Below are 22,128 nucleotides of genomic sequence, written 5' to 3'. Positions count from 1 at the left end.
GTCCCTTGCTGCAATGAGCTTGTATCAGATTTATATTCTTTCTTCGGGTTCTTTTATTCTTATTACGGATTCTTCATCCAGCACTATATACTCAGATTGCTGGCTGATCTTCTGCGTATGTTTCATGAACTTGCTCCTGAAACGCGCAGCGGCCGAATGACGGATAGCGCTGCCATGACCAAAGCAGGCGATATCAAAATCAAAGGTGGCTAACTTCTCCAGGCTGTGTTTGGCCAGCTGGAAATCTTCATAAAAGATGGCATGCCCCAGGCCCATGATGTTGGCGGCCGCATCTGCCGCAAAGAGCACGTTCTTTTGCCCCGGCAGGAAAAAGGCTAACTGCCCGGCGCTATGCCCTGGTACATGAATGGTATGCATACCACCGGCAATGGGTAACCAGTCCCCATCATCTATTATTTCATCTATTGTTGTAGAAGCAATATCTCCGGAAGCATTTTTGATAAAAAGATTGTACATCATCTTATTGATGAAACCGGTGAACACCGGCACGTCCGGTTTAGGCACGAATCCATTCCGCACATAATCTGCTTCTGCTTCGTGCATATAGATCTTAGCATTGGTCTGTGCTTTTAGTTCTGAAGCACCGCCGGAATGGTCCGGATGACTGTGTGTAAGCAGGATATGACGCAGATCTCCCGGATCACGGCCAATGGACCGGATGGCATGCAGGATCTTAACAGCGCTGCCCGGAGTACCGGTATCGATCAATGTCAGTTCTTCATCTTCTATGAGAAAAGCATTGACATTACCTAACGGTATCTCATAAACGTTTGCAGTGATCCTTTTCATTTTCATATTTCATCTGTTGTTTTAAAATCAGTCATTTGCTGCCGTTTGTCCCGGTTCTGATCCCGCATGGAGATCTTTTCCGGTTTGATCACACCCTGCTCTCCTATCACCCAGCTCAGCGGGCGTTTTTCTTTCCCTACAGATTGCTGCAATAATACGAGGCCATGCATAAAGGCATCCGGCCTTGGCGGGCAACCTGGTACATAAACATCTACGGGTAAAAATTTATCTACGCCCTGCACTACACTGTAAATATCGTACATGCCGCCGGAATTTGCACATGATCCCATAGAGATCACCCAGCGCGGCTCCATCATTTGTTCGTACAGCCGTTTAATAATGGGCGCCATTTTGATGAATACGGTGCCGGCAATGATCATCACATCTGCCTCCCTGGGCGTGCCGCGGATCACTTCCGCACCAAAGCGGGCCAGATCATATTTGGGCGTCATACCGGTAGCCATTTCCACAAAACAACAGCTCAATCCAAAATGGAAGGGCCACATAGAATTCTTCCGGCCCCAGGCTACCAGGCTCTCTACAGAAGTCAGCATCACACTCTGCCCCACTGTTTCCTCTAAGGAATAATTACCGGCCTTGTGTGCGCCGGCATCTTTAGGTTCAGTTAGCCACCACTTCATCTGGAATTGTTTTAGATTGCTTTCGCATTTTCCAATATGCCTTCAGGATCTTCTTTCCGTCCGGACCAAAGTCCAGCGCGCCATTACGCCATTCGTATATCAATACAACGAGTAAAATAAAGATAAAAACAGACACGCCTATGAAACCCGCCCATCCCAGGTCATCAAATGCAATGGCCCATGAGATCACGAAAACGGTCTCAATGTCAAAGATCACAAACAACATGGCCACTAAATAAAACTGGGAAGGAAAACGTAACCTGGCAGAACCGGTAGAGAGGATACCGGATTCATATGCTTCACCGGTGGCACGATCTTTATGTCGTTGCCCCAGTACGTAGGACAAGCCAAGGATGGCCAGTACCAATACCAATACAATACCTCCAAAAACGAGGAAGGGCCAGGAAGGGTTCATGGCATTTGTTTTATTGTTGTTACCTGATTGATCCAGCTAATAATTACTCCGATCTGTTGTTTTATTGCAAGTCCATCCTGTCATTCATGCCAACAACTATTGACAACCAGATCTCTTCTTCACGCTACTACTACGATCAGTTCTTCAGATGCAACAATAAAACAATTAGAGAACGCCATCTGCGTTCAGGATTATCGGAAAGTGCCTGGGGCAATGTTCTTCATTGCTTACGTGGAAAAGGGCCTGGCTAGTGGTGAGTGCCGTGTATATAACATTCGAGGTTTTCAATAATATTCTTTTGCTCATCCATGATGTACTTAACCACGTCACCAATGGATATTAAACCTATCAGACGACCATCATCATCTACAACTGGTAAATGCCGGATCCTTTTATCGGTCATTTTACCCATGCAGACTTCTATTGTTTCATCTTCAGTAACAGTTATCGGATGCTCCGTCATTATTTCACGGATGGTTGTTTCTTTAGAGGCGCGGCCTTTCAGGATCACCCTGCGCGCATAGTCGCGTTCGGAGAAGATGCCGAGGAATTTGTCTTTGTCTATTACTACTAATGCACCTACGTTCTTGTCTACAAGGACTTTTAGGGCTTCATAAACTGTACTGTCCGGGTGCACGGAGTACACTGCATGTCCTTTGCCCACCAAGATATTTCTGACTCTGCCCATGGTAAGCGGCTTTAAGGGTGAAGTAATTCAATTACGTGAAACTTACTTTAAGTTAATTGTTTTTATCTATAAAATCAAAAAGTAAAAGGGAAAAAGAAGACGTGCTTCTCTTTCCCTTTACATGTTTCTATTGTGTAACGGATTACATTTTACATTTTTTACTCCATTGTTCTCTGACCGGAAATAGTAGCCGCGGTTGTCTGATGCAGATCAAAGATGATCACCTCATTCTCCCCGTTCTTCAGCCAGCTGGCAGGGCAGTACAGCCTTTTCTGCGGGCCTATTTCCCAAAAACGACCCAGATTATGGCCATTTACCCAAACCACTCCTTTTTTAAATGCACTCATGTCAATGTAAGTATCGCCTGTTTTTGCCAGTTGAAAACTGCCTTTGAAATATTGGCCTGGTTTATCTGTTGCTGCTTTAGATGCCTTCAATGAATGTATGAAAGCATCATTCATCGGTAAACCATATACTTCCCAGTTCATCAGTGTCATACCGTTCAATACAACACGATCTGTGATCCCTTTGCGATCTATCAGGTACTGTGCAAAGTTAATACGCCCCATACCTTCTACGAGGATCTCCAGCACAGGATCTTTCACATCACTCTTCGGCAGCGTGATCGTTTGTTCACCTAACCTGCGATCCAGTTTGCCGATATACTTTCCATTGAGATAGATGGTAGCATAATCATGCAGCTCGGTGATAGTAAGTTTGCCACTCTTATGGCCGATGAGTTTTGTTTTGTACACCATGAAACCATAATCCTGTCCGTATGCTTCAAATGTTTTTGGCTGTACAGATGGAATAGCTTGAGGCAGATGCTCCCAGATACTGGTGAAAGGTTGCAGCTGCACATCCGGGAAAGTGATGGTGGGTATAGCCGCAGGGATCTTTGGCAGCTTTTTACCTTTTGGTAAATAAGAACCTATCAGGTTACGCAGGGCGTTATACTTTGCAGTGGTATCACCATTTTCATTGATCGGTGCATCATAATCATAACTCGTGAGATCCGGTTCATAGCCTTTACCACCGGAGTTAGCACCCGCTGTAAAACCGAAATTCGTTCCGCCATGGATCACATAAAAGTTGAAAGACTTCTTATTATCCAGGAGGTATTTTATTTCTTTCACAATACCATCCACACCAGGTCTTGCCCACTTCTCTCCCCAATGCGTTAACCATCCGGGATAAGATTCGCTACTGAAAGAAGGTACATCAGGATTCTGACGGGTTGCTGCTGCAAAGTCACCATCAGAACCACCGGAGTCCAGGCCTATGGCAGCGCCGGGAATAGAGCCGGCTTCCAGCATAAAAGCAGTTGGACCATCAGCAGTATAATAAGGAACATTGATACCATTCTGATCCCAGAGTTCTTTCAGGCGAAGCAGGTAATTCCTGTCATTCCCAAAACTGCCGTATTCATTCTCTACCTGCACCATCAGGATGGGACCGCCTTTTGTTACCTGCAGGTCTTTCACTTCATTCGCCAGTGCTTTCACATATCTTTCCACCGCCACCATATAACGGGGATCTAAGCAACGCACTTTAATATCAGGGATACGCAGCAGGTAAGGTGGCAATCCCCCAAACTCCCATTCAGCACATACATAAGGACCCGGGCGGAATAATACCCACATGTTCTCTTCCTGGCACATCTTCACGAACTCTGCTATATTGCGGTTCTCTGTTGTAAAATCGAAAGTGCCTTCCGTTCCTTCATGATAGTTCCAGAAAATATAAGCAGCAATGGTATTACAGCCCATGGCCTTTGCCATCTGGATGCGGTGCCGCCAATATTCTTTCGGAATGCGTGCGGGATGCATTTCTCCGCTGATGATCTGATAAGGTTTACCATCCAGCAGGAAATCAGATTTACTTAAAGCAAATGTATGCGGCTTCTTGTCAGCCTGCGCCTGTGCCATAAAGCAGGTCACTGCCAGGCAAGTAGTTAAGAGTAGCTTTCTCATTCTTTTGTTGTAGACGTATTTAGCTGTAAATCTAAATGAATGCACAGCTAATTACTGATACTATTTGTGCTTTTCACGTTTAAATATTCCCCTTCTTCAATTCAGTCACAGCATGATCTGCTGCCCTTGCTGTTAATGCCATGTACGTGATAGAAGGATTCTGACAGGCAGAAGAAGCCATACAGGCACCATCTGAAATAAAAACATTCTTCACGGCATGCATTTGATTAAACCCGTTCAGCACAGAAGTTTTTGGATCACGGCCCATCCTCGCGGTCCCCATTTCATGGATACAATGCCCCGGAGGCGGTATCTCATCATTTCCTCCCACATTCTTCAGGCCGGCAGCTTCCAGCATTTCTTTTGCACTCTCCAGCATATCCTTCCGCATGGCCATTTCATTCTCTCTGAAGTTGCAATCTATATCCAGTGTAGGTAATCCCCACTTATCTTTCTTTTCCTTATTCAGGCGAACAGTGTTATCCGCATAAGGCAAATGTTCACCCCATGCACCGATCCACATACCCCATTGCCCGGGTTCTGTATTGGATTCTTTCAGCGTAACACCAATGCCATCCATTTCGCTTTGACGTCCGCGGGAAGCGCCGCCCTGGTAGCCGAAACCACGCAGATAATCGCTGCGTTTGGTAGCATCACTGATATTACGGAAGCGGGGAATGTAAATACCATTGGCTCTTCTGCCATACAGGTACTGATCTTCAAATCCTTCAAAAGTACCGCCTGCACCAACACCAAAGTGATGGTCCATCAGGTTGCGGCCTACCTGGTCACTGTCATTACCTAAACCTGTTGGGAAACGGGTGGATACGGAATTCAGCAGGATGGAAGCAGTACCTAATGTAGAAGCATTCAGGAAAATGATCTTTGCATAATACTCGATCACCTCTTTTGTTTCCGCATCCATGATACGAACACCTTTTGCTTTTTGTGTGGCATCATCATAGATCACTTCCAGCACAATAGAGAAGGGCCGCAACGTCATATTGCCGGTAGCCGCCGCTGCAGGCAGTGTGGAAGCATTGCTGCTGAAATAAGCGCCGAAGGGGCAACCACGTGCGCAGCGGTCCCTGTACTGGCAGGTGCCCCGCGTACTGCCTTCCAATGCTTTTGTAATATGTGCAACACGACCAATGGTCATGATACGGTCCTTATAATTTTCTTTTATCCTTGCAGCCACATGTTTTTCCAGGCAGTTCATTTCCATCGGTGGCAGGAACTCCCCATCCGGTAATTGCGGCAAACCTTCTGCCTGCCCGCTGATGCCGGCAAATTTCTCTACGTAACTATACCAGGGTGCAACGTCTTTATAACGGACAGGCCAGTCTACGCCGTGGCCATCTTTAGCATTCGCTTCAAAGTCGATATCGCTCCAGCGGTACACCTGGCGGCCCCACATCAGCGATCTGCCACCCACATGATTTCCACGCAGCCAGTTGAAGGGTTTTACTTCATTGTAAGGATTCTCTTTATCGTTCACCCAGAAATCCTGTGTGGCTTCATCAAATGCATAACAGCGGCTTTGGATGGGATGTTTTTCCTTCATCTCATTGGATTGCCATCCACCGTGTTTGAAATCCCAGGGATTCCAGTTGGCTGTTTTATAATCTTTGATGTGTTCTACATCTCGGCCTCTTTCCAGCACAAGGGTCTTCAGCCCTTTTTCACTCAGTTCCTTGGCGGCCCAGCCACCGCTGATGCCAGAGCCTACAACGATAGCATCATAGGTATTTTCTTTTTCTGCTTTAATGTTCAGATTCATGTAGACGTGGGTTATAAAATAAAGAGCCACCTTGGAGGGCGGCTCTTTAAAAAATTAAAGTATGTCCGTACCCGTTTAGGATCAGAGATTTCCTTTTTTCAATTCATTTACTGCATAGTCCGCTGCCCTGGCTGTTAAGGCCATGTAAGTGAGCGAAGGATTTACGCAGGACGCAGAGGTCATAGCCGCTCCGTCTGTTACAAATACATTCTTCACAGCATGCATCTGGTTAAATCCATTGAGAACGGAAGTTTTTGGATCGCGGCCCATTCTGGCTGTACCCATTTCGTGGATAGCCATGCCGGGATAAGAACCATTGTCATACGTTTTCACATTTTTAATGCCGGCAGCTTCCAACATTTCTGCTGCATCATTCATCATGTCCTTACGCATTTTCATTTCATTCTCTTTGAACTCTGCATTGAAGCGCAGCACCGGCTGGCCCCATGCATCCTTTTGAGAATTATCGAGTGCTACGTAGTTATCTTCATAAGGCAGACATTCGCCGAAGCCACCCAGCCCCATGCTCCATTGGCCTGGTTCTGTGAGCATTTCTTTGAAGTCTTTACCCACACCCATTTCAGCAACTCCCCTGCTCCATCCGCCACGGTTAGCGCCACCCTGGTAGCCGAAGCCACGGATGTAATCGCGTTTTTCACCGTTGAGGTTGCGGTAGCGTGGAACATAGATGCCATTCGGGCGGCGGCCGTAAATGTATTTATCATCATAACCTTCCGCAATACCGGAAGCGCCTGTACGGAAATGGTGGTCCATCAGGTATTTACCCAATACGCCACTATCATTGCCAAGGCCATTCGGGAAACGGCTGGAGATAGAATTCATCAATACAAAAGTGGAACCCAGTGTAGAGCCATTCACGAAGATGATCTTCGCATGGAATTCCACCATTTCCTTGGAATGTTTATCGATCACCCTTACGCCGGTTGCTTTACCTGCTTTCTCATCATAGATGATAGAGTTTACGATGGAATCAGGACGGAGTGTAAGGTTACCTGTTTTCACAGCTGCAGGCAGTGTGGAAGATTGCGTGCTGAAGTATCCGCCAAACGGACAGCCTCTGCTGCAAAGATTCCGGAACTGGCATTTGGTACGGTCCTGCACGGCTTCTGTGAGATTAGCCACACGGCCCATGGTGATGTTACGGCCTTTAAAAGCAGCTTCTACTTTTGCCTTCACATCTTTTTCCACGCAGTTCATTGGCATAGCTGGCTGGAACTGGCCATCCGGCAATTGCGGCAACCCTTCAGCCTGTCCGCTGATACCGGCAAATTTCTCCACATAGTCGTACCAGGGAGCAATGTCTTTATAACGGATAGGCCAGTCTACAGCAATACCATCTTTCAGGTTGGCTGTAAAATCCAGGTCGCTCAGGCGGTAGCTCTGGCGGCCCCACATGATGGATTTGCCACCCACAATATCAGGGCGGTACCAGTCGAAACGTTTGTCCTCTTTATAAGGGCTTTCGCTGTCGTTGATCCAGTATGATTCATTGTGTTCGCTGTAAGGGTAATCGCGGCTCAGTTTCTCGTGGGTTTTCTTTTGCTCCTGCGTGATCTTGCCACGATGTGCAAACTCCCATGGGTTCTTGGTAGCTGTTTCATATTTGCCGTGTTCGAGGTTCTTGCCACGGTCCAGCATTAAAACTTTTAATCCTTTTTCAGTGAGCTCTTTTGCGGCCCATCCACCACTTACGCCGGAGCCAATAACGATGGCGTCAAACGTATTCTGGTCCTGTGCTTTTATGTTCAGGTTCATTACGGTAATTGTTAGAAGAAATTAGAAAAAATTATGCCCATGCTTTGTCGCCTTTTTTATAAGGCACACAACCATCGAATCTGCCGGGAACGGCTACATAACGCAGGGCTTTGGTGGCACCTGGTTCAGACGTAAAGTATCCAAGCAGGGTCAGCTCCTTCATGTACTGGAAGTAATGAGCGGGATCTTCCGGTTTCTTGTCTTTACGTTTGTTGTATTCCACTCTTTCCTTATCAATGGCTGTTAAAAGCTCAGTACGTTGTTCAGGCGTAATGTCCATGAAAGATTTGCCGGAGAATTTCTTTTTGCTTTCTTCGTTTACTTTGTCCAAACCGTCCGTGAATACTTTCTGTGCTTTTTCGTCATAGCAGTCGCCTACCATTACGAGGATAAAGTCTTCCACTTTAGCTGCTTTTGCGCCAGGGGTAGAAGTTTCGGGAATAATTGTTTCGGCAATTTCTGCCAGCAAAGTCCTGGTTTCCGGAGTCTGCAGGGTATAATTTTTAGGCCCGGAGCTGGTACACCCCTCCAGAGCCGATAACGTGGAAGCGGAAAGCGCTGTTCCCATAAGGATAGCGACGTTCCTGATGGCGTCTCTTCTGTTCATGATAGTAAATTGATTTGACCTTTATGACCGTCCGGTAAGTTTCGAAAAAAAACTGAGATTCCAAAATAATTCGGGGCCTGCGGGAGCAATAGTGTGTAATTTTAACACAAAGAGGAGAAATAGGGGTGTTTTAAGGGAGCTGAAGCGTATCAAAAGCAGAGTTATCCCGTACCAATCCCGTATCAATCCCGTATCCTTCCCGTATCCATCCCGTATCAAGGTGGGGTACCTGTCAAAAAAGCAGCACAAAACTGCCAAAAAGTAAAGAGGTTGCATCAATCGACACAACCTCTTTCAATATTTTTTGCAAAGAATACTTAATTCCCTGAAGCCGTTTTAGCTTGTGCAAGTGAAGAAGGAATAGCCTGGGTATTGGTATGTACATATTTCCCCTGGCTGTTCACCATGATCACCGGCAGTTTCCGGTTCTTCTCAAAGTAATCGTATGCCGCTTTGAGGTTCAGCCAGAACTTCTGAGATTCATTATCCGTGAGGGAAATGCTGCCCAGGTAGTCCATAGACCGTGAGTTGCCGAAACGCACAGGGAACACATGCACAGGAATGAAATCCTGCCCTGCGTTCTTGGCGTTAACGGCCATGATATATACTTCTTCAATAAATTCGTCTGTTAAAGGAATACATCCGATGGTGAGACAGTTACCATGGATATAGATCTCACCTCCGGGCTTTTTAGGGTCGCTGAGGATCTTATCTGAATAGTTTGGATAGTTGATACCTAAAGAGAGGTGAAAGTTGCTGTTGGGGTTAAAATCGTTGATATAATAGAACCCTTCCGGCACCTGGCGATCTCCTTCTTTGCGTTTAGGCCCCATTTTACCGGAAAGCGTGCAAACGCGGTATGTTTTCAGCAGGCTGAAAGTATCGGTTACACTGTTCCGCACCCAGATCTCCAGCTCACTGTCCAGCTTAAAGGAACGGATGTACATCTGTTTGGCCGGATAGGTCAGCCCTTTCTTTGCGAATTCCTTTTTAATAGATTCTTCTTTCTCACGGAATGCCTCTCCTACTCTCGGGAATAGTTTCTGGTTCTCGAGGAATGATTGTTGTGCGTGTACATTCGCAGCGCCCATCAGGATAAAAATGCCAAATAAAATACGCTTCATCATGTTTTAAGCTTTCCCTGTTCTAGGCCAGGTAATAATACGCCAGGTAGAACAGTACAAATGCAAAAATAATATATATTATTGAACCAACCTTACGGTTTGCAAAACGAAGTACGTAATGCCGCTGGCCCGCGAAGATCAGATAAGCGGTTAAAAGTTGCAAAAGCCCCGCTAAAATGAATAAATAACCGAATAAATCTCTTAAATCCATAGATATAAACGTCAAATTTAACAATTTAGTGGCTAAAGTACTGTTAAATAAGGAAAAAATAAAAACCACAAGGCTGTAACGCCCTGTGGTTGGCCATTTCATCTGGTATCACAAATTGTGATACCAAGTCAAACCCTCTGTGAGCCTGGGCTTGGAAACCCTATCAAAGTGCGGGTTCGCTCTGGTGGCTTCATTAACTGTTCCAGTGAATCAAATATCTGATCAAACTTGGCGTCGTATTCCGTGCGCATGGCTCTCAGGATATCTAAGATATCATGATAGTTAATCGCCATTTTGCGTAATGCTACAAAGGCCCTCATGATAGAGATATTCGTCTCTATAGCCTTTTCACTTTTCAGAACAGAAGAAAGCATGGCTACGCCGGCTTCAGTAAATGCAAATGGAGCAGAACCACCAAGTTGTTTCTTATCCAGGATCACATTTTGTTTAACCAGCCAATCCATGTCTTCATCGGACAGCTCAATCATAAAATCTTCAGGGAACCGGTCCGCATTTCTGCGAACAGCCTGCTTAAGTGCTCTTGTCTGTATCCCGTACAGTTCTGCCAGGTGCATATCCAGCAGCACCCTTTGATTTCGCACGAGGACAATGTTCTTAAGGATCTTTTCTTCGGGTATCAGCAATTGCCGCATACGCCGGCTACGAGCAGTGCTCTTGACTGCTGCTTTTTTTACCATGGGCACAAACATTTAGGTTAAGAAACAATGCTACCCAATACAATATAAAACTAAAATTGATCCTCAACAAAAAAGGCCACCCTTTTAAAGGTGGCCCGCAGAGATTGATATTTTGTTGTAACCCTAAGAAAATTATAAGTTGCCTCTCAGCTCCTGCTCCCGTTCAATAGATTCAAACAGCGCTTTGAAATTACCTTTCCCAAAGGATTTGGCTCCCTTACGCTGGATGATCTCAAAGAACACTGTAGGCCTGTCCTGCAGTGGTTTTGTAAAGATCTGCAACAGGTATCCTTCTTCATCCCTGTCTACAAGAATACCCAGATCCTGCAGTGGTTGCAGGTCCTCATCGATCTTACCTACCCTTTGCAGTAAGGTTTCATAATAAGAAGAAGGAACAGTGAGGAATTCAATGCCGCGTTTCTGCAATTCAGTTACCGTATACACGATATCATTGGTAGCAATGGCTACGTGCTGTACGCCAGGGCTGCCATAGAAATCCAGGTATTCTTCGATCTGTGATTTTTTCTTTCCTTCTGCCGGCTCATTGATGGGGAATTTGATACGGCCGTTGCCATTGCTCATCACCTTGCTCATCAGCGCAGAATATTCCGTGGAAATGTCTTTATCATCAAAGGACACCAGGTTATGGAAACCCATGGTCTTAGCGTAGAAATCTACCCAGGTATTCATTTCATTCCATCCTACATTCCCTACGCAATGATCTACGTATTCCAAACCTGTTGGTAATGGCTGATAAGCACTTTGCCATGGCCTGAAACCAGGCAGGAAAGTACCGTGGTAATTTTTGCGTTCAATGAAGAGGTGAACCGTTTCGCCATAGGTATGAATACCGCTGCGCACTACTTCTCCAAATTCATCTTTCTCTGTTACCGGCTCCAGGTAAGGTTTTGCACCACGTTTAACCGTTTCTTCAAATGCGGAACGGGCATCATCTACCCAGATGGCCAATACTTTTACGCCATCACCATGTTCATCCACATGCCGGGAGATATCTGTTCCGGGACGCAGGGAAGTGGTGAGTACAAAACGAAGTTTATTTTGCACCAGCACATAAGAAACACGGTCTTTTACACCGGTCTCCGGCCCCGCATAAGCCAATGACTGAAAGCCAAAAGCTGTTTTATAAAAATGAGCTGCCTGTTTTGCATTACCTACATAAAACTCTACGTAATCGGTTCCGTTGAGCGGTAGGAAGTCTTGTTGGTTTTGAGCCTGTTTAGGAGTTACTACTGCAGTGTTCATAAAAAGAAGATTGTTTTGGTGTATTTATACTAAGCTTAAAGCATTTAAATGCTTATTGATAAAGTCGATTTCTTCCGGTGCCAGTTTGATATTGATCGCCCTTGCATTCTGCACAGCCTGATCCGCATTCCTTGCACCTACCAGTGCTACGGTGATGCCCGGGCGTTCAATTGTCCAGCGGATCACTAATTGCGCCAGTGTGGCGTTCTTTGTTTCTGCCAATGGTTTGATCAGCCCCAGGAATGCATTGATGCGCGCAATATTATCCGGTTGATAGAACCTGGTACCAGGGCGGTGATCCCCTTCTTCAAATTGATGATCAGCTTTGATCTTACCGGTTAAGATCCCGCGTTGCAGCGGACTGTACGCCAGTATGCCTTTTTTGTTTTCGATGCAATAAGGCACTACTTCCTTCTCTATTGTCCGCTCCACCATGCTGTAAGGCACCTGGTTGGAAGCGAGGGACAATACACTTTCTGCCCGTTTCATTTGCTCTACGTTGTAGTTGCAAACCCCTGCGGCCCGGATCTTCCCCTGCTCCTGCAAGCGCAATACGGCTTCGAATGTTTCCTCAATAGGTGTTGTTTCATCCGCCCAATGGATCTGCAATAAGTCGATGTAATCCGTACGCAGCCGGCGGAGGCTATCCTCACATTCTTTGATCACATTTTCCTTGCCTGCATACTTATAGATATCGATGTCCTTATTACTGTTATCCTTGCTCTTAAAGTAGAATTGCCCTTTGGTGCCTTCCCAGGTCAATCCGAATTTGGTGAGGATCTGTACTTTATCCCGGGATATGCCTTCCAGTGCTTCGCCAACAATTTCTTCGCTGGTGCCCATACCGTAGATAGGTGCGGTATCAATGGAAGTTACGCCCTGATCAATAGAAGCCCTGATCGCTTCCCTGGCATCTTTGCGTTCTGCGCCGCCCCACATCCATCCACCAATAGCCCATGCGCCAAAAGTGATGGCGGAAACCTGCAGGTCGCTTTGTCCGAGTTGTCTGTATTCCATGCTTGAATTTTTATTTTATTCTGCCCAGCTCATTACGTATTGCTGATCCTCAATATCGAGGGCTTCTTTTGTGATCTGTAAAGGGTGAAAAGTATCTACCATTACCGCGAGTTCTTTCGTTTCTTTTGCACCGATGCTCTTCTCTACTGCGCCCGGATGCGGGCCATGCGGAATGCCTGCAGGGTGCAGCGTGATCATACCACGCGTAACATGTTTGCGGCTCATGAAATCGCCATCCACATAATACAGTACTTCATCACTGTCTATGTTGCTGTGGTTATAAGGAGCCGGAACGGCCAGCGGATGATAATCAAATAAGCGGGGGCAGAAAGAGCACACTACGAAATTATTCCCTTCAAAGGTCTGATGCACTGGCGGCGGCTGATGCACGCGGCCTGTGATCGGTTCAAAATCATGAATGGAAAATGCGTAAGGGTATTCACATCCGTCCCAGCCTACCACATCAAAAGGATGATGCCCGTAATGGATAGGGTACATAATGCCTTTCTTCTTGATGAGGAGGGTGAAATCCCCTGCCTGGTCTATCGTTTCAAGATTTTGCGGCTGGCGGATATCCCGCTCGCAGAAAGGGGAGTTCTCCAGCAGCTGGCCATAGTGGCTCAGGTAACGTTTAGGGAAACGGATGGGACTGAAAGATTCAACAATGAACAGGCGGTTGGCTGTATTGGAAAATTCCAGCTGATAAATAGTGCCGCGGGGGATCACGAGGTAATCGCCATATCCGAATTCCAGCTGGCCGTATTGGGAATGCAGGATGCCGCTGCCTTCATGTACAAACAGCAGTTCGTCCGCATCTGCATTTTTATAGAAGTAATCTTTGGTGCTCTGCTGTGGGGCTGCGAGTGAAATGTGTACATCATTATTCACCAGTACGGGCTTGCGGCTTTTCAGGTAATCTCCTTCCGGTTGTATATTAAACCCCTGGAAGCTGCGGTGTTTCAGCATTTTCTCTTCCGCCACATGAGGCATTACGCTGTAAGGTTCATCTACCCTTACGATCTCAGTAGGAGGATGACAATGATATAACAGGGAATAATGCGAGGAGAAGCCTTCTGTAGAAAAGAGCTGTTCCGAATAGAGCTTACCGTCCGGTTTACGGAACTGCGTGTGCCGTTTATGCGGGATCTGCCCAAGTTTATGGTACTGTGGCATAATGGGTTTAATTAGTGCATTAATAATAAAGCCTTATAAATACCGGCATTACATTAACAACAAATAGAAATGAAAAAAGATGGAAAAGAGAAGAGATTATAAGGACGAATCCATGGCCAAAGTAGCCATAAGACAGCAGTAACTGCTTTGTGTAGTATATGTTAGCATAGCAAACATGATGGCTTAAAATTACAGTTATTTTTTATAAAACAAGGAAAAGATTTAAATATCTTGAGGGTCAAGATCCTATATACCTATGTGGCAACATATCAGCTTTACTTTATCTACTGCGCTGCAAACCTTTAACCGTGTTCATAAGAACTGGGCAAAGTTTGGTGTCTCTTATGCAGTTATCTTCCTGATCATTGGGTTTATCATTGGTTTTTGTGTACTGATCGGGCTTGGTTTTCTCCTGAGTTCAGCCTGGGTACAACTGGATAATACAGACCAGTATCTGTATGTATGGTTTGAAAATGCTTTAAAGGTGGATTTCAATATCCTGATCATGAGCACCGGAATGCTGGGCGCCTGGCTTCAAAAGAACCCGGAGGGCTACCAAAAGCCCTTTGAAGTATTTTCCAGATCAACCCCCAGGGGAGCCTGGCAGTTATTTATCTTATTTGCCATCATCCAGACCGCATTCTTTTATATACACCTGTCTGCTGGTATGCAAAAAATTGCCGACCGCTATGCGGATGTTCCTAATGACTTTGGTACAGAAAACCGCCAGCTTTATCTTAACTGGCTATATGCTGTGATCAAGATAATAGACGGCATGCTTCCTTTTATACTGGCTGGTATCCTTTATTTAAAAGCTGCCGGGCTGAAGAAGGTCACATTATATAAAAAGGAGTTCCTGGCCTTACTTGTTATAGGTTATGCATTCAACTCGCTGCTGAGCACCTTTAGTTATCTCTTCGACCAGGTACTGGTGGACCTGATCCTTGTTTCCCTTAAGCAGCCCTGGATCATGCTGCTCTTGTACGATGCCCTTTACATTTTCATCAGTATTTCTACCGTGATGGTCTTCGGATACATCATATATAGCGCTTTCCGTGAGGAAGAGATCACCCTCGATATTTAGATATTTTCGAAATTTGACAATACTGTTTGTATTTTCGGTTTAAATAACACACCTTTGTAATACAAAAGTCATAAAATAATAGTGTATTTACTCTCTTCACATATAATCCGTATAGCACCACTCTCCTCCGGCGTGTACGGCACTATTATTACAACAACAACCACCACAACCCCATAGGGGGTTAGTTATTACATATCGTCCATCGACCAGATGCTGGTACACTCAGGCAGGGATGCCCTATTTCTCTTCATCAACATACTTTTCATGCAAGTTTTAAAATTCGGCGGTACTTCTGTGGGTAGTACCCAGGCAATAGAGCAGGTCTGCAGCATTGTAGCTGCGTATAAGCGCAAAGGTAATATGGCAGTTGTTGTTTCAGCGATGAGCGGTATAACGGACAAACTGATCCAATGCGGCCAGCTGGCCGGCCAGGGCCAGGAACAATATAAAAACATCCTCCAGGAAATTGAAGCCAAACACCTGGATACCATCCGGGGATTATTCCCGATCACTGTACAAAGCGGCCTGCTGAGCCAGGTAAAGAAACAGCTCAACCAGCTGGAATCTTTGTGCGACGGTATTTTCCAGGTAGAAGAACTCAGCAAACGGTCCTTAGATAAGATCATGAGCTTTGGAGAACTTCTCTCCTCCTGGCTGGTAGCAGAGAAACTCAAACATGCAGGACTCTCCGCTACCTGGAAGGACAGCAGGGAACTGATCACCACAGATGCCCAGTTTGGTCATGCCCTTGTTGATTTCGATATTACGGATCACCAGGTGACCAGCTATTTCCAGCATCAGCAAGCTGAATATATCATACTACCGGGATTCATTTCCTCCACTATTGATAAAGAAACTACTACGCTCGGTCGTGGTGGCTCTGATTACACCGCTGCTATCATAGCAGCCGCCATGGATGCCAACGTTCTGGAAATATGGACGGATGTAAGCGGCATGATGACAGCCGATCCGCGCCTGGTGCCGCAAGCCATTGCCATTCCCCGTATCTCTTATGAGGAAGCGATGGAGCTTTCCCACTTCGGCGCCAAAGTGATCTACCCGCCCACTATACAGCCGGTGATGAACCGCCGTATCCCCATCTGGATCAAAAACACTTTTGCCCCTGATGATCATGGCACACTGATCCAGGATAACGGTGAGAAAGCATTTCCTGTAACCGGCATCTCCGGCATTCAGAAGATCGCGCTGCTTACCCTGGAAGGCAGTGGCATGGTAGGTATCCCCGGTTTCTCCAAAAGGCTCTTCGATGCCTTATTAAGAGAAAAGGTGAACGTGATCCTCATCACCCAAAGTTCGTCGGAACACTCTATTACCGTGGGCATACACGAAAGCGATATGCTCAAGGCAAAAGCGGCGGTAGACAGTGAGTTTGCGCAGGAGATCCATGATAAACGCATTGAGCCGCTGATCGTGGAAAAAGACCTCTGCATTGTAGCCGTAGTGGGTGATAATATGAAGAACCATCATGGTATGAGCGGCAAGTTCTTTGGTGCGCTGGGCCGTAATGCCATCAACGTGAGGGCCATCGCACAAGGCTCTACGGAGAAGAACATCTCTGCTGTGATCAACAAGAACGATGTAAAGAAAGCATTGAACGTGATCCACGAGGTATTCTTTGAATCAGAAGCCAAACAGGTGAACGTTTTTGTAGCTGGCACGGGTAATGTAGGCAGCAAATTATTAGAACAATTACAATTACAGCAACAATACCTCTTCGAAGAACTGGGCCTGCAGGTAAGGATCATCGCTATTTCCAACAGCCGGAAAATGCGTTTCTCTGAAAGCGGGCTCACACTACAGAACTGGAAGGAAGAACTGGCTGCCGGCCATGAGATGGACCTCGCACAGTTTGCACAAAAGGTGCAGGCCATGAACCTGCGGAACAGTGTGTTCGTGGATAATACCGCCAGTGATGAAGTAGCAGAACTCTATGGCACCTTCCTGCAGCATGGTATCTCAGTAGTCACCTGCAACAAGATCGCCTGCTCTTCCGATTATGCCAATTACAAAGGCCTGAAGGACCTGGCCCGTAAGTTCAACGCATCCTTCCTGTTCGAAACAAATGTAGGCGCAGGTTTACCTGTGATCAATACCCTGAACGACATGGTGCGCAGCGGGGATAAGATCCAAACCATACAGGCAGTACTCAGCGGAAGCCTCAACTTCATCTTCAATCATTTTGTGAATGGGGCCAACTTCCGCGAAGTGGTAAAAGCAGCACAGGATGAAGGATACACTGAACCAGATCCGCGGATAGACCTCAGCGGTAAAGATGTGATGCGCAAGATCCTCATCCTGGCCAGGGAAAGCGGTGCGGTACTGGAAATGGATGATATTAAGAACAACTCTTTCCTGCCGGAAGAATGCCTGAACGCCAAAGATGTTCCCACATTTTATGAGCAACTGGATGTTCATGCCGCTCACTTCCGGCAACTGCTACAGACTGCAGCAGATAAAGGAGAGCGTTTGAAATTCGTAGCGCGGTATGATAACGGCCTGGCATCTGTAGGTTTGCAGTCTATCGGCCCTGCCCATCCTTTATATCACCTGGAAGGGAAAGACAACATTGTATTATTTACAACAAACCGTTACTCCGCACAACCGCTGATCGTGAAAGGCGCCGGCGCCGGTGCAGACGTAACCGCCTCCGGCATATTTGCAGATATTATCAGAACCGTTAGATAAAAGTTTTTATGAGCAAGCAACATGTACAATCCGTTAAGGTATTCTCTCCTGCCACTGTTGCCAATGTGGCCTGCGGTTTTGATGTAATAGGCCTGGCATTGGATGGCCCTGGTGATGAAATGGAATTACGGATCAGCGAAACACCCGGTGTAAAGATCACGGCTATTGAAGGCGCCAACCTTCCGCTGGAAGCAACGCAGAATGTAGCCGGTGTAGCTTTGATAGCTATGCTGCAGGAATACGGGCAACCTGATCTGGGCATTGAAGTAACGATCAAAAAAAATATCCAGCCCGGCAGCGGCATTGGGTCCAGCGCCGCAAGCGCTGCAGGTGCTGTAGCCGGCGCCAATAAATTACTGAACGACCACTTCTCTCCGGAAGCCCTGATCCGTTTTGCGATGGAAGGAGAAAGGCTGGCCTGTGGCACACCGCATGCAGATAACGTAGCGCCCGCCATCATGGGAGGATTTACACTCGTCAGGAGTTATCAACCCCTGGATGTGATCCGGCTGCATACGCCGGATGACCTGTGGGTAACCGTTATCCATCCGCAGATAGAAGTAAAAACATCAGACGCCCGGGAGATACTCAAGCAAAAAGTACTCTTAAAAGATGCTATCCGCCAATGGGGGAATGTAGGCGCACTGGTGGCAGGGCTTTACCAGGAAGATTATAACCTGATCAGCCGCTCACTGGAAGATGTGATTGTTGAACCCATCCGATCCATCCTCATCCCTGCATTCCATGATCTGAAGATCCGTTGTAAAGAAGCAGGCGCATTAGGCGGCGGCATTTCCGGCAGCGGGCCATCTGTGTTCATGCTGAGCAAAGGAGAAGATAATGCCCGTTCCGTAGCGGATATGATGGAAAAGATCTACGCACCACTGGGAGTAGATTACAAAATTTATGTTTCCCGGATCAGCACTTCCGGTGTAAGAGTAATTTAAAATATTATGCAGTACTATAGCTTACAGAATCATCAGCACCGTGTTTCATTCCGGGAAGCGGTTATACAGGGGCTTGCTCCTGATAAAGGATTGTATTTCCCTGCGGAGATACCCAGGCTGGAAAAGGATTTCATAGAGCGGCTGGAAGAATATGATCCGCTTTATATTGCGCGGAAAGTGATCCAGCCTTTTGTGGGTGAGGATATCCCGGAGAATTATTTAAAACAGATCATTCGCGATACCGTTACCTTCCCCTTTCCTTTAAGAGAAGTGGAAGAAAACGTATATGCGCTGGAGTTGTTCCATGGCCCTACCCTTGCCTTTAAAGATGTGGGCGCCAAGTTCATGGCAGGCTGCCTCGGTTATTTCCGCCGTGGTGATAACAAGCCGGTAACTGTACTGGTAGCCACTTCCGGAGATACCGGCGGTGCCGTGGCAAACGGTTTCTACAATGTGCCCGGCGTACAGGTAGTGATCCTCTACCCTTCCGGCAAAGTGAGTGAATTGCAGGAAAAACAACTCACCACACTCGGTGGCAATATCAGTGCTTTAGAGATCAATGGCTCTTTCGATGATTGCCAGCGCATGGTGAAAACCGCTTTCCTGGACTCCGAATTGCAGGCACACCGCCAGCTCACCTCTGCCAACTCTATTAATGTAGCACGCTGGCTGCCCCAGATGTTCTATTATTTTATGGCTTACCGTAAAGTAAAACAATGGCGCAAAGATGCCGTGATCTCTGTACCCAGCGGCAATTTCGGAAATATCTGCGCAGGCATGATGGCTGCAGCCATAGGCCTACCGATCCATCACTTCATTGCATCCACCAATGCAAATGACACCGTACCCCGTTATCTGAAGAACGGTGCATACGAACCGCTGGCGCCCATCCCCACCATCTCCAATGCCATGGATGTATCTGACCCCAGCAACTTTGTACGCATCCTGCAATTATTTGCGCAGAATGAAAGAGGGCTCAAAGCCAGTCTCACCGCCTACCGCTTCACAGATAAAGAAACTGTTGCAGCGATGGAAGCAGTATGTGCCAACCATCAATACCTCATGGACCCGCATGGGGCAGTAGGGTATTTAGGATTGAAGAAATATATGCAACTCCATCCCGGCCATACCGGTATTTTCCTGGAAACTGCTCACCCGGTGAAGTTTGCGAACACCATGCCGGAAGGGTTACAAAAAGAAATAGATACCCCTGAACGCGTGATGCAACTCTTTGATAAAAAGAAAGTAGCCGTGAAAATGGATGCAAACTACGAGCAGATGAAAGCATGGTTAATGCAATAAAATCGCTTAAGTTTGGGTAATGAAACTTTTACATATATTCTTTGTGCTGATACTTTTTGCTGCCTGCCAGCCAACCGGGCAGGAGCAAAAAACAGCGGTGATCACAGACTCCCTGGCTATCGCTATCGCCAATATGCGGGCGGACCTGCAGGTAAAACCCCTGGATACTGAACTACGCAACCGCTTTGCCAATGCACTGATCGAACACAACCAGTTTGAAGCGGCGGACAGTCAGGCGATCATCCTTGCAAAGGATACTTCCTCCCTGGATAAAGCTTATTACATCAAAGCCCTGATAGCGTACAATAAAAAAGATGATACGGCCACGCTGGCCTACCTCTCCAAAGCAATTGCACTCAAAGGCAAAGCCAGTGAATATGAAGCCGTGATGATGGCAGCTGATCTCTTATTAGACCAGCATGCTCCTGATAAAGCCCTCAACTATTATGCGCTGGCATGGGAAATAGACTCCACGCAGGCAGAGCCCGTTTATGGTACCGCCGTATGCAGTGAACAAATGGGAAATGAAAAAGTCGCGAAGCTGCGGTACATGAAAGCCATTGAATTGAATCCTGCATACAGCCCTGCATATATTGGCCTGGGAAATGGCGTGGCCCGGCAGAATGACTGGAAGGAAGCCTGGCGTTATTACAACCTTGCCGCAAAAGCAGATCCTACTGACGCCATTAATTTTTACAGCCGTGGAAGGGCCTTCCTCATGCTGGGTAATAAACCAGCAGGCGTGGACGATCTCACCAAAGCACTCTCCTTCAAAAAGGACTACCCGGCAGCAAAGGCCTTGCTGGATTCCGCATTAGCCAACAATTTTAAGTAGGTTTGTACATCTCAAAATCATCAGCCCTTGGAAAAGAAAACACCGCTCATCGCTCCTTCCCTGCTTGCCGCCAATTTCCTGGAAATAGGCAAGGAAGTGGAAATGGTCAATAATAGTGTTGCAGACTGGTTACACCTGGATGTAATGGATGGCCGTTTTGTGCCGAACATCAGCTTTGGATTCCCCGTTATAACACCGGTTGCAAAGCTGTCTAAAAAGGTAAATGATGTGCATTTAATGATAGAGGAACCGGAGAAATATGCAGAAGCCTTTGCCAAAGCAGGCGCGCATATCCTCACCGTACATATTGAAGCATGCCACCACCTGCACCGGAACATTCAGCAGATCAAAGGTTTAGGCATGAAAGCAGGTGTAGCATTGAATCCGCATACTTCCGTGAGCCTGCTGGAGAATATTATCACTGACGCTGATGTAATATTGATCATGAGCGTGAACCCTGGTTTTGGCGGGCAGCATTTCATAGAACATACCTATGCCAAGATCCGCCGGTTGAGGGAACTGATAGATGCAAGCGGCTCAAAAGCATTGATAGAAATAGATGGCGGCGTAACGCTGGATAATGCCAGGGCCATCCTGGATGCAGGCGCAGATGTACTGGTAGCAGGCAACACGGTATTCGCGTCCCGCGATCCGCTGGCCACCATTCAGGCATTAAAACAATAATTACTTACCTAAACTGAGGATGACATCATTGGTCAGCGGCTTTGTGAGATAGCCTTCCACAAAGGTGAACTGGCTCACCCTTTCTTTATCCTTTTCATCGATAGATGATGTTAGCACATACACCTTGATCTGTTTGATAAGTGTTGGGCGTACCTGTGAAAATGCTTCCAGGAACTCCCAGCCATCCATCACCGGCATGTTCAGATCCAGGAGGATCACATCCGGCAATTCACTTGCATTATTGCACTGGGCGCGGATATGCTCCAGCACATCCTGTGCGTCAGAAAATTTTGTAACTGCGTTAGAGATGCTCAGACGATCCAGCATGATCTCTGTGATCTGCTGGTGTATGGGGTCATCATCTACTATAAAGATCGAATGTAACGGCTTCATA

20 protein-coding genes are annotated in these 22,128 nt (G+C 46.6%); 6 read left to right on the top strand and 14 right to left on the bottom strand.

The features are described from left to right. Positions 1 to 30: 30 nt before the first annotated feature. The 13 genes from GFS24_RS02550 to GFS24_RS02490 form a co-directional block, all read right to left on the bottom strand. Positions 31 to 816 (bottom strand): MBL fold metallo-hydrolase, encoded by a 786-nt coding sequence (locus GFS24_RS02550; RefSeq protein ID WP_153658004.1) that lies wholly within the window; start codon positions 814 to 816, stop codon positions 31 to 33. Beyond that, positions 813 to 1,451: an NADH-quinone oxidoreductase subunit B family protein gene (locus tag GFS24_RS02545; protein WP_153658003.1), complete on the bottom strand. Its 639-nt coding sequence runs from the start codon at positions 1,449 to 1,451 to the stop codon at positions 813 to 815. The genes GFS24_RS02550 and GFS24_RS02545 overlap by 4 nt, the downstream gene beginning before the upstream one ends. After that, the gene (locus tag GFS24_RS02540) at positions 1,432 to 1,866 is read right to left on the bottom strand and encodes an NADH-quinone oxidoreductase subunit A (RefSeq protein WP_153658002.1); all 435 of its coding nucleotides are present in this window, start codon (positions 1,864 to 1,866) and stop codon (positions 1,432 to 1,434) included. Before GFS24_RS02540 ends, GFS24_RS02545 begins: the two co-directional genes overlap by 20 nt. 247 nt (positions 1,867 to 2,113) lie before the next feature. Beyond that, positions 2,114 to 2,554 carry a CBS domain-containing protein gene (locus GFS24_RS02535; protein WP_153658001.1) on the bottom strand — a complete coding sequence of 147 codons (441 nt, stop codon included), beginning with the start codon at positions 2,552 to 2,554 and terminating at the stop codon, positions 2,114 to 2,116. 158 nt (positions 2,555 to 2,712) lie between these two features. Beyond that, entirely contained in the window at positions 2,713 to 4,527 is a 1,815-nt protein-coding gene (locus GFS24_RS02530) for a beta-galactosidase family protein (RefSeq protein ID WP_153658000.1), read from the bottom strand. Positions 4,528 to 4,606: 79 nt separating this feature from the next. After that, positions 4,607 to 6,307: a GMC oxidoreductase gene (locus tag GFS24_RS02525; RefSeq protein ID WP_153657999.1), complete on the bottom strand. Its 1,701-nt coding sequence runs from the start codon at positions 6,305 to 6,307 to the stop codon at positions 4,607 to 4,609. A gap of 81 nt (positions 6,308 to 6,388) precedes the next feature. Further along, complete coding sequence (locus tag GFS24_RS02520) at positions 6,389 to 8,083, bottom strand: GMC oxidoreductase (RefSeq protein WP_153657998.1); 1,695 nt, start codon at positions 8,081 to 8,083, stop codon at positions 6,389 to 6,391. Positions 8,084 to 8,114: 31 nt separating this feature from the next. Next, complete coding sequence (locus GFS24_RS02515; protein WP_153657997.1) at positions 8,115 to 8,690, bottom strand: gluconate 2-dehydrogenase subunit 3 family protein; 576 nt, start codon at positions 8,688 to 8,690, stop codon at positions 8,115 to 8,117. A gap of 317 nt (positions 8,691 to 9,007) precedes the next feature. Then, positions 9,008 to 9,817 carry a murein L,D-transpeptidase family protein gene (locus GFS24_RS02510; RefSeq protein ID WP_253906380.1) on the bottom strand — a complete coding sequence of 270 codons (810 nt, stop codon included), beginning with the start codon at positions 9,815 to 9,817 and terminating at the stop codon, positions 9,008 to 9,010. A 336-nt stretch (positions 9,818 to 10,153) separates the two neighbouring features. Next, complete coding sequence (locus tag GFS24_RS02505; protein ID WP_253906448.1) at positions 10,154 to 10,723, bottom strand: ORF6N domain-containing protein; 570 nt, start codon at positions 10,721 to 10,723, stop codon at positions 10,154 to 10,156. A gap of 132 nt (positions 10,724 to 10,855) precedes the next feature. Further along, positions 10,856 to 11,986 carry a 4-hydroxyphenylpyruvate dioxygenase gene (hppD, locus tag GFS24_RS02500; protein WP_153657995.1) on the bottom strand — a complete coding sequence of 377 codons (1,131 nt, stop codon included), beginning with the start codon at positions 11,984 to 11,986 and terminating at the stop codon, positions 10,856 to 10,858. Between the two features lie 24 nt (positions 11,987 to 12,010). Continuing rightward, entirely contained in the window at positions 12,011 to 13,003 is a 993-nt protein-coding gene (locus tag GFS24_RS02495; RefSeq protein ID WP_153657994.1) for an aldo/keto reductase, read from the bottom strand. A 15-nt stretch (positions 13,004 to 13,018) separates the two neighbouring features. After that, positions 13,019 to 14,176 (bottom strand): homogentisate 1,2-dioxygenase, encoded by a 1,158-nt coding sequence (locus GFS24_RS02490; protein WP_153657993.1) that lies wholly within the window; start codon positions 14,174 to 14,176, stop codon positions 13,019 to 13,021. Between the two features lie 256 nt (positions 14,177 to 14,432). Between GFS24_RS02490 and GFS24_RS02485 the strand changes: the two genes are divergently transcribed. From GFS24_RS02485 to rpe, 6 genes are all read left to right on the top strand, one after another. Next, the gene (locus tag GFS24_RS02485) at positions 14,433 to 15,260 is read left to right on the top strand and encodes a hypothetical protein (protein ID WP_153657992.1); all 828 of its coding nucleotides are present in this window, start codon (positions 14,433 to 14,435) and stop codon (positions 15,258 to 15,260) included. Positions 15,261 to 15,524: 264 nt separating this feature from the next. Continuing rightward, entirely contained in the window at positions 15,525 to 17,966 is a 2,442-nt protein-coding gene (thrA, locus tag GFS24_RS02480) for a bifunctional aspartate kinase/homoserine dehydrogenase I (protein ID WP_153657991.1), read from the top strand. An 8-nt stretch (positions 17,967 to 17,974) separates the two neighbouring features. Continuing rightward, positions 17,975 to 18,913: a homoserine kinase gene (locus GFS24_RS02475; RefSeq protein WP_153657990.1), complete on the top strand. Its 939-nt coding sequence runs from the start codon at positions 17,975 to 17,977 to the stop codon at positions 18,911 to 18,913. 6 nt (positions 18,914 to 18,919) lie between these two features. Beyond that, positions 18,920 to 20,215, top strand: coding sequence for a threonine synthase (gene thrC / locus GFS24_RS02470; RefSeq protein ID WP_153657989.1), 1,296 nt, complete (start codon positions 18,920 to 18,922; stop codon positions 20,213 to 20,215). A gap of 19 nt (positions 20,216 to 20,234) precedes the next feature. Continuing rightward, positions 20,235 to 21,050: a tetratricopeptide repeat protein gene (locus tag GFS24_RS02465; protein ID WP_153657988.1), complete on the top strand. Its 816-nt coding sequence runs from the start codon at positions 20,235 to 20,237 to the stop codon at positions 21,048 to 21,050. A gap of 27 nt (positions 21,051 to 21,077) precedes the next feature. After that, on the top strand, positions 21,078 to 21,734 hold the full coding sequence (rpe, locus tag GFS24_RS02460; RefSeq protein WP_153657987.1) for a ribulose-phosphate 3-epimerase: 657 nt from the start codon (positions 21,078 to 21,080) through the stop codon (positions 21,732 to 21,734). Here rpe and GFS24_RS02455 read toward each other — a convergent pair whose 3' ends face one another. Then, on the bottom strand, positions 21,735 to 22,127 hold the full coding sequence (locus GFS24_RS02455; protein ID WP_153657986.1) for a response regulator: 393 nt from the start codon (positions 22,125 to 22,127) through the stop codon (positions 21,735 to 21,737). Position 22,128 lies beyond the last annotated feature (1 nt).

It is taken from the genome of Chitinophaga sp. SYP-B3965 (genome assembly GCF_009647655.1).
Taxonomy (GTDB): Bacteria; Bacteroidota; Bacteroidia; order Chitinophagales; family Chitinophagaceae; genus Chitinophaga.
Note: the sequence above shows the minus strand (reverse complement) of the source record. Positions and strands in the feature narration are given on the sequence as shown.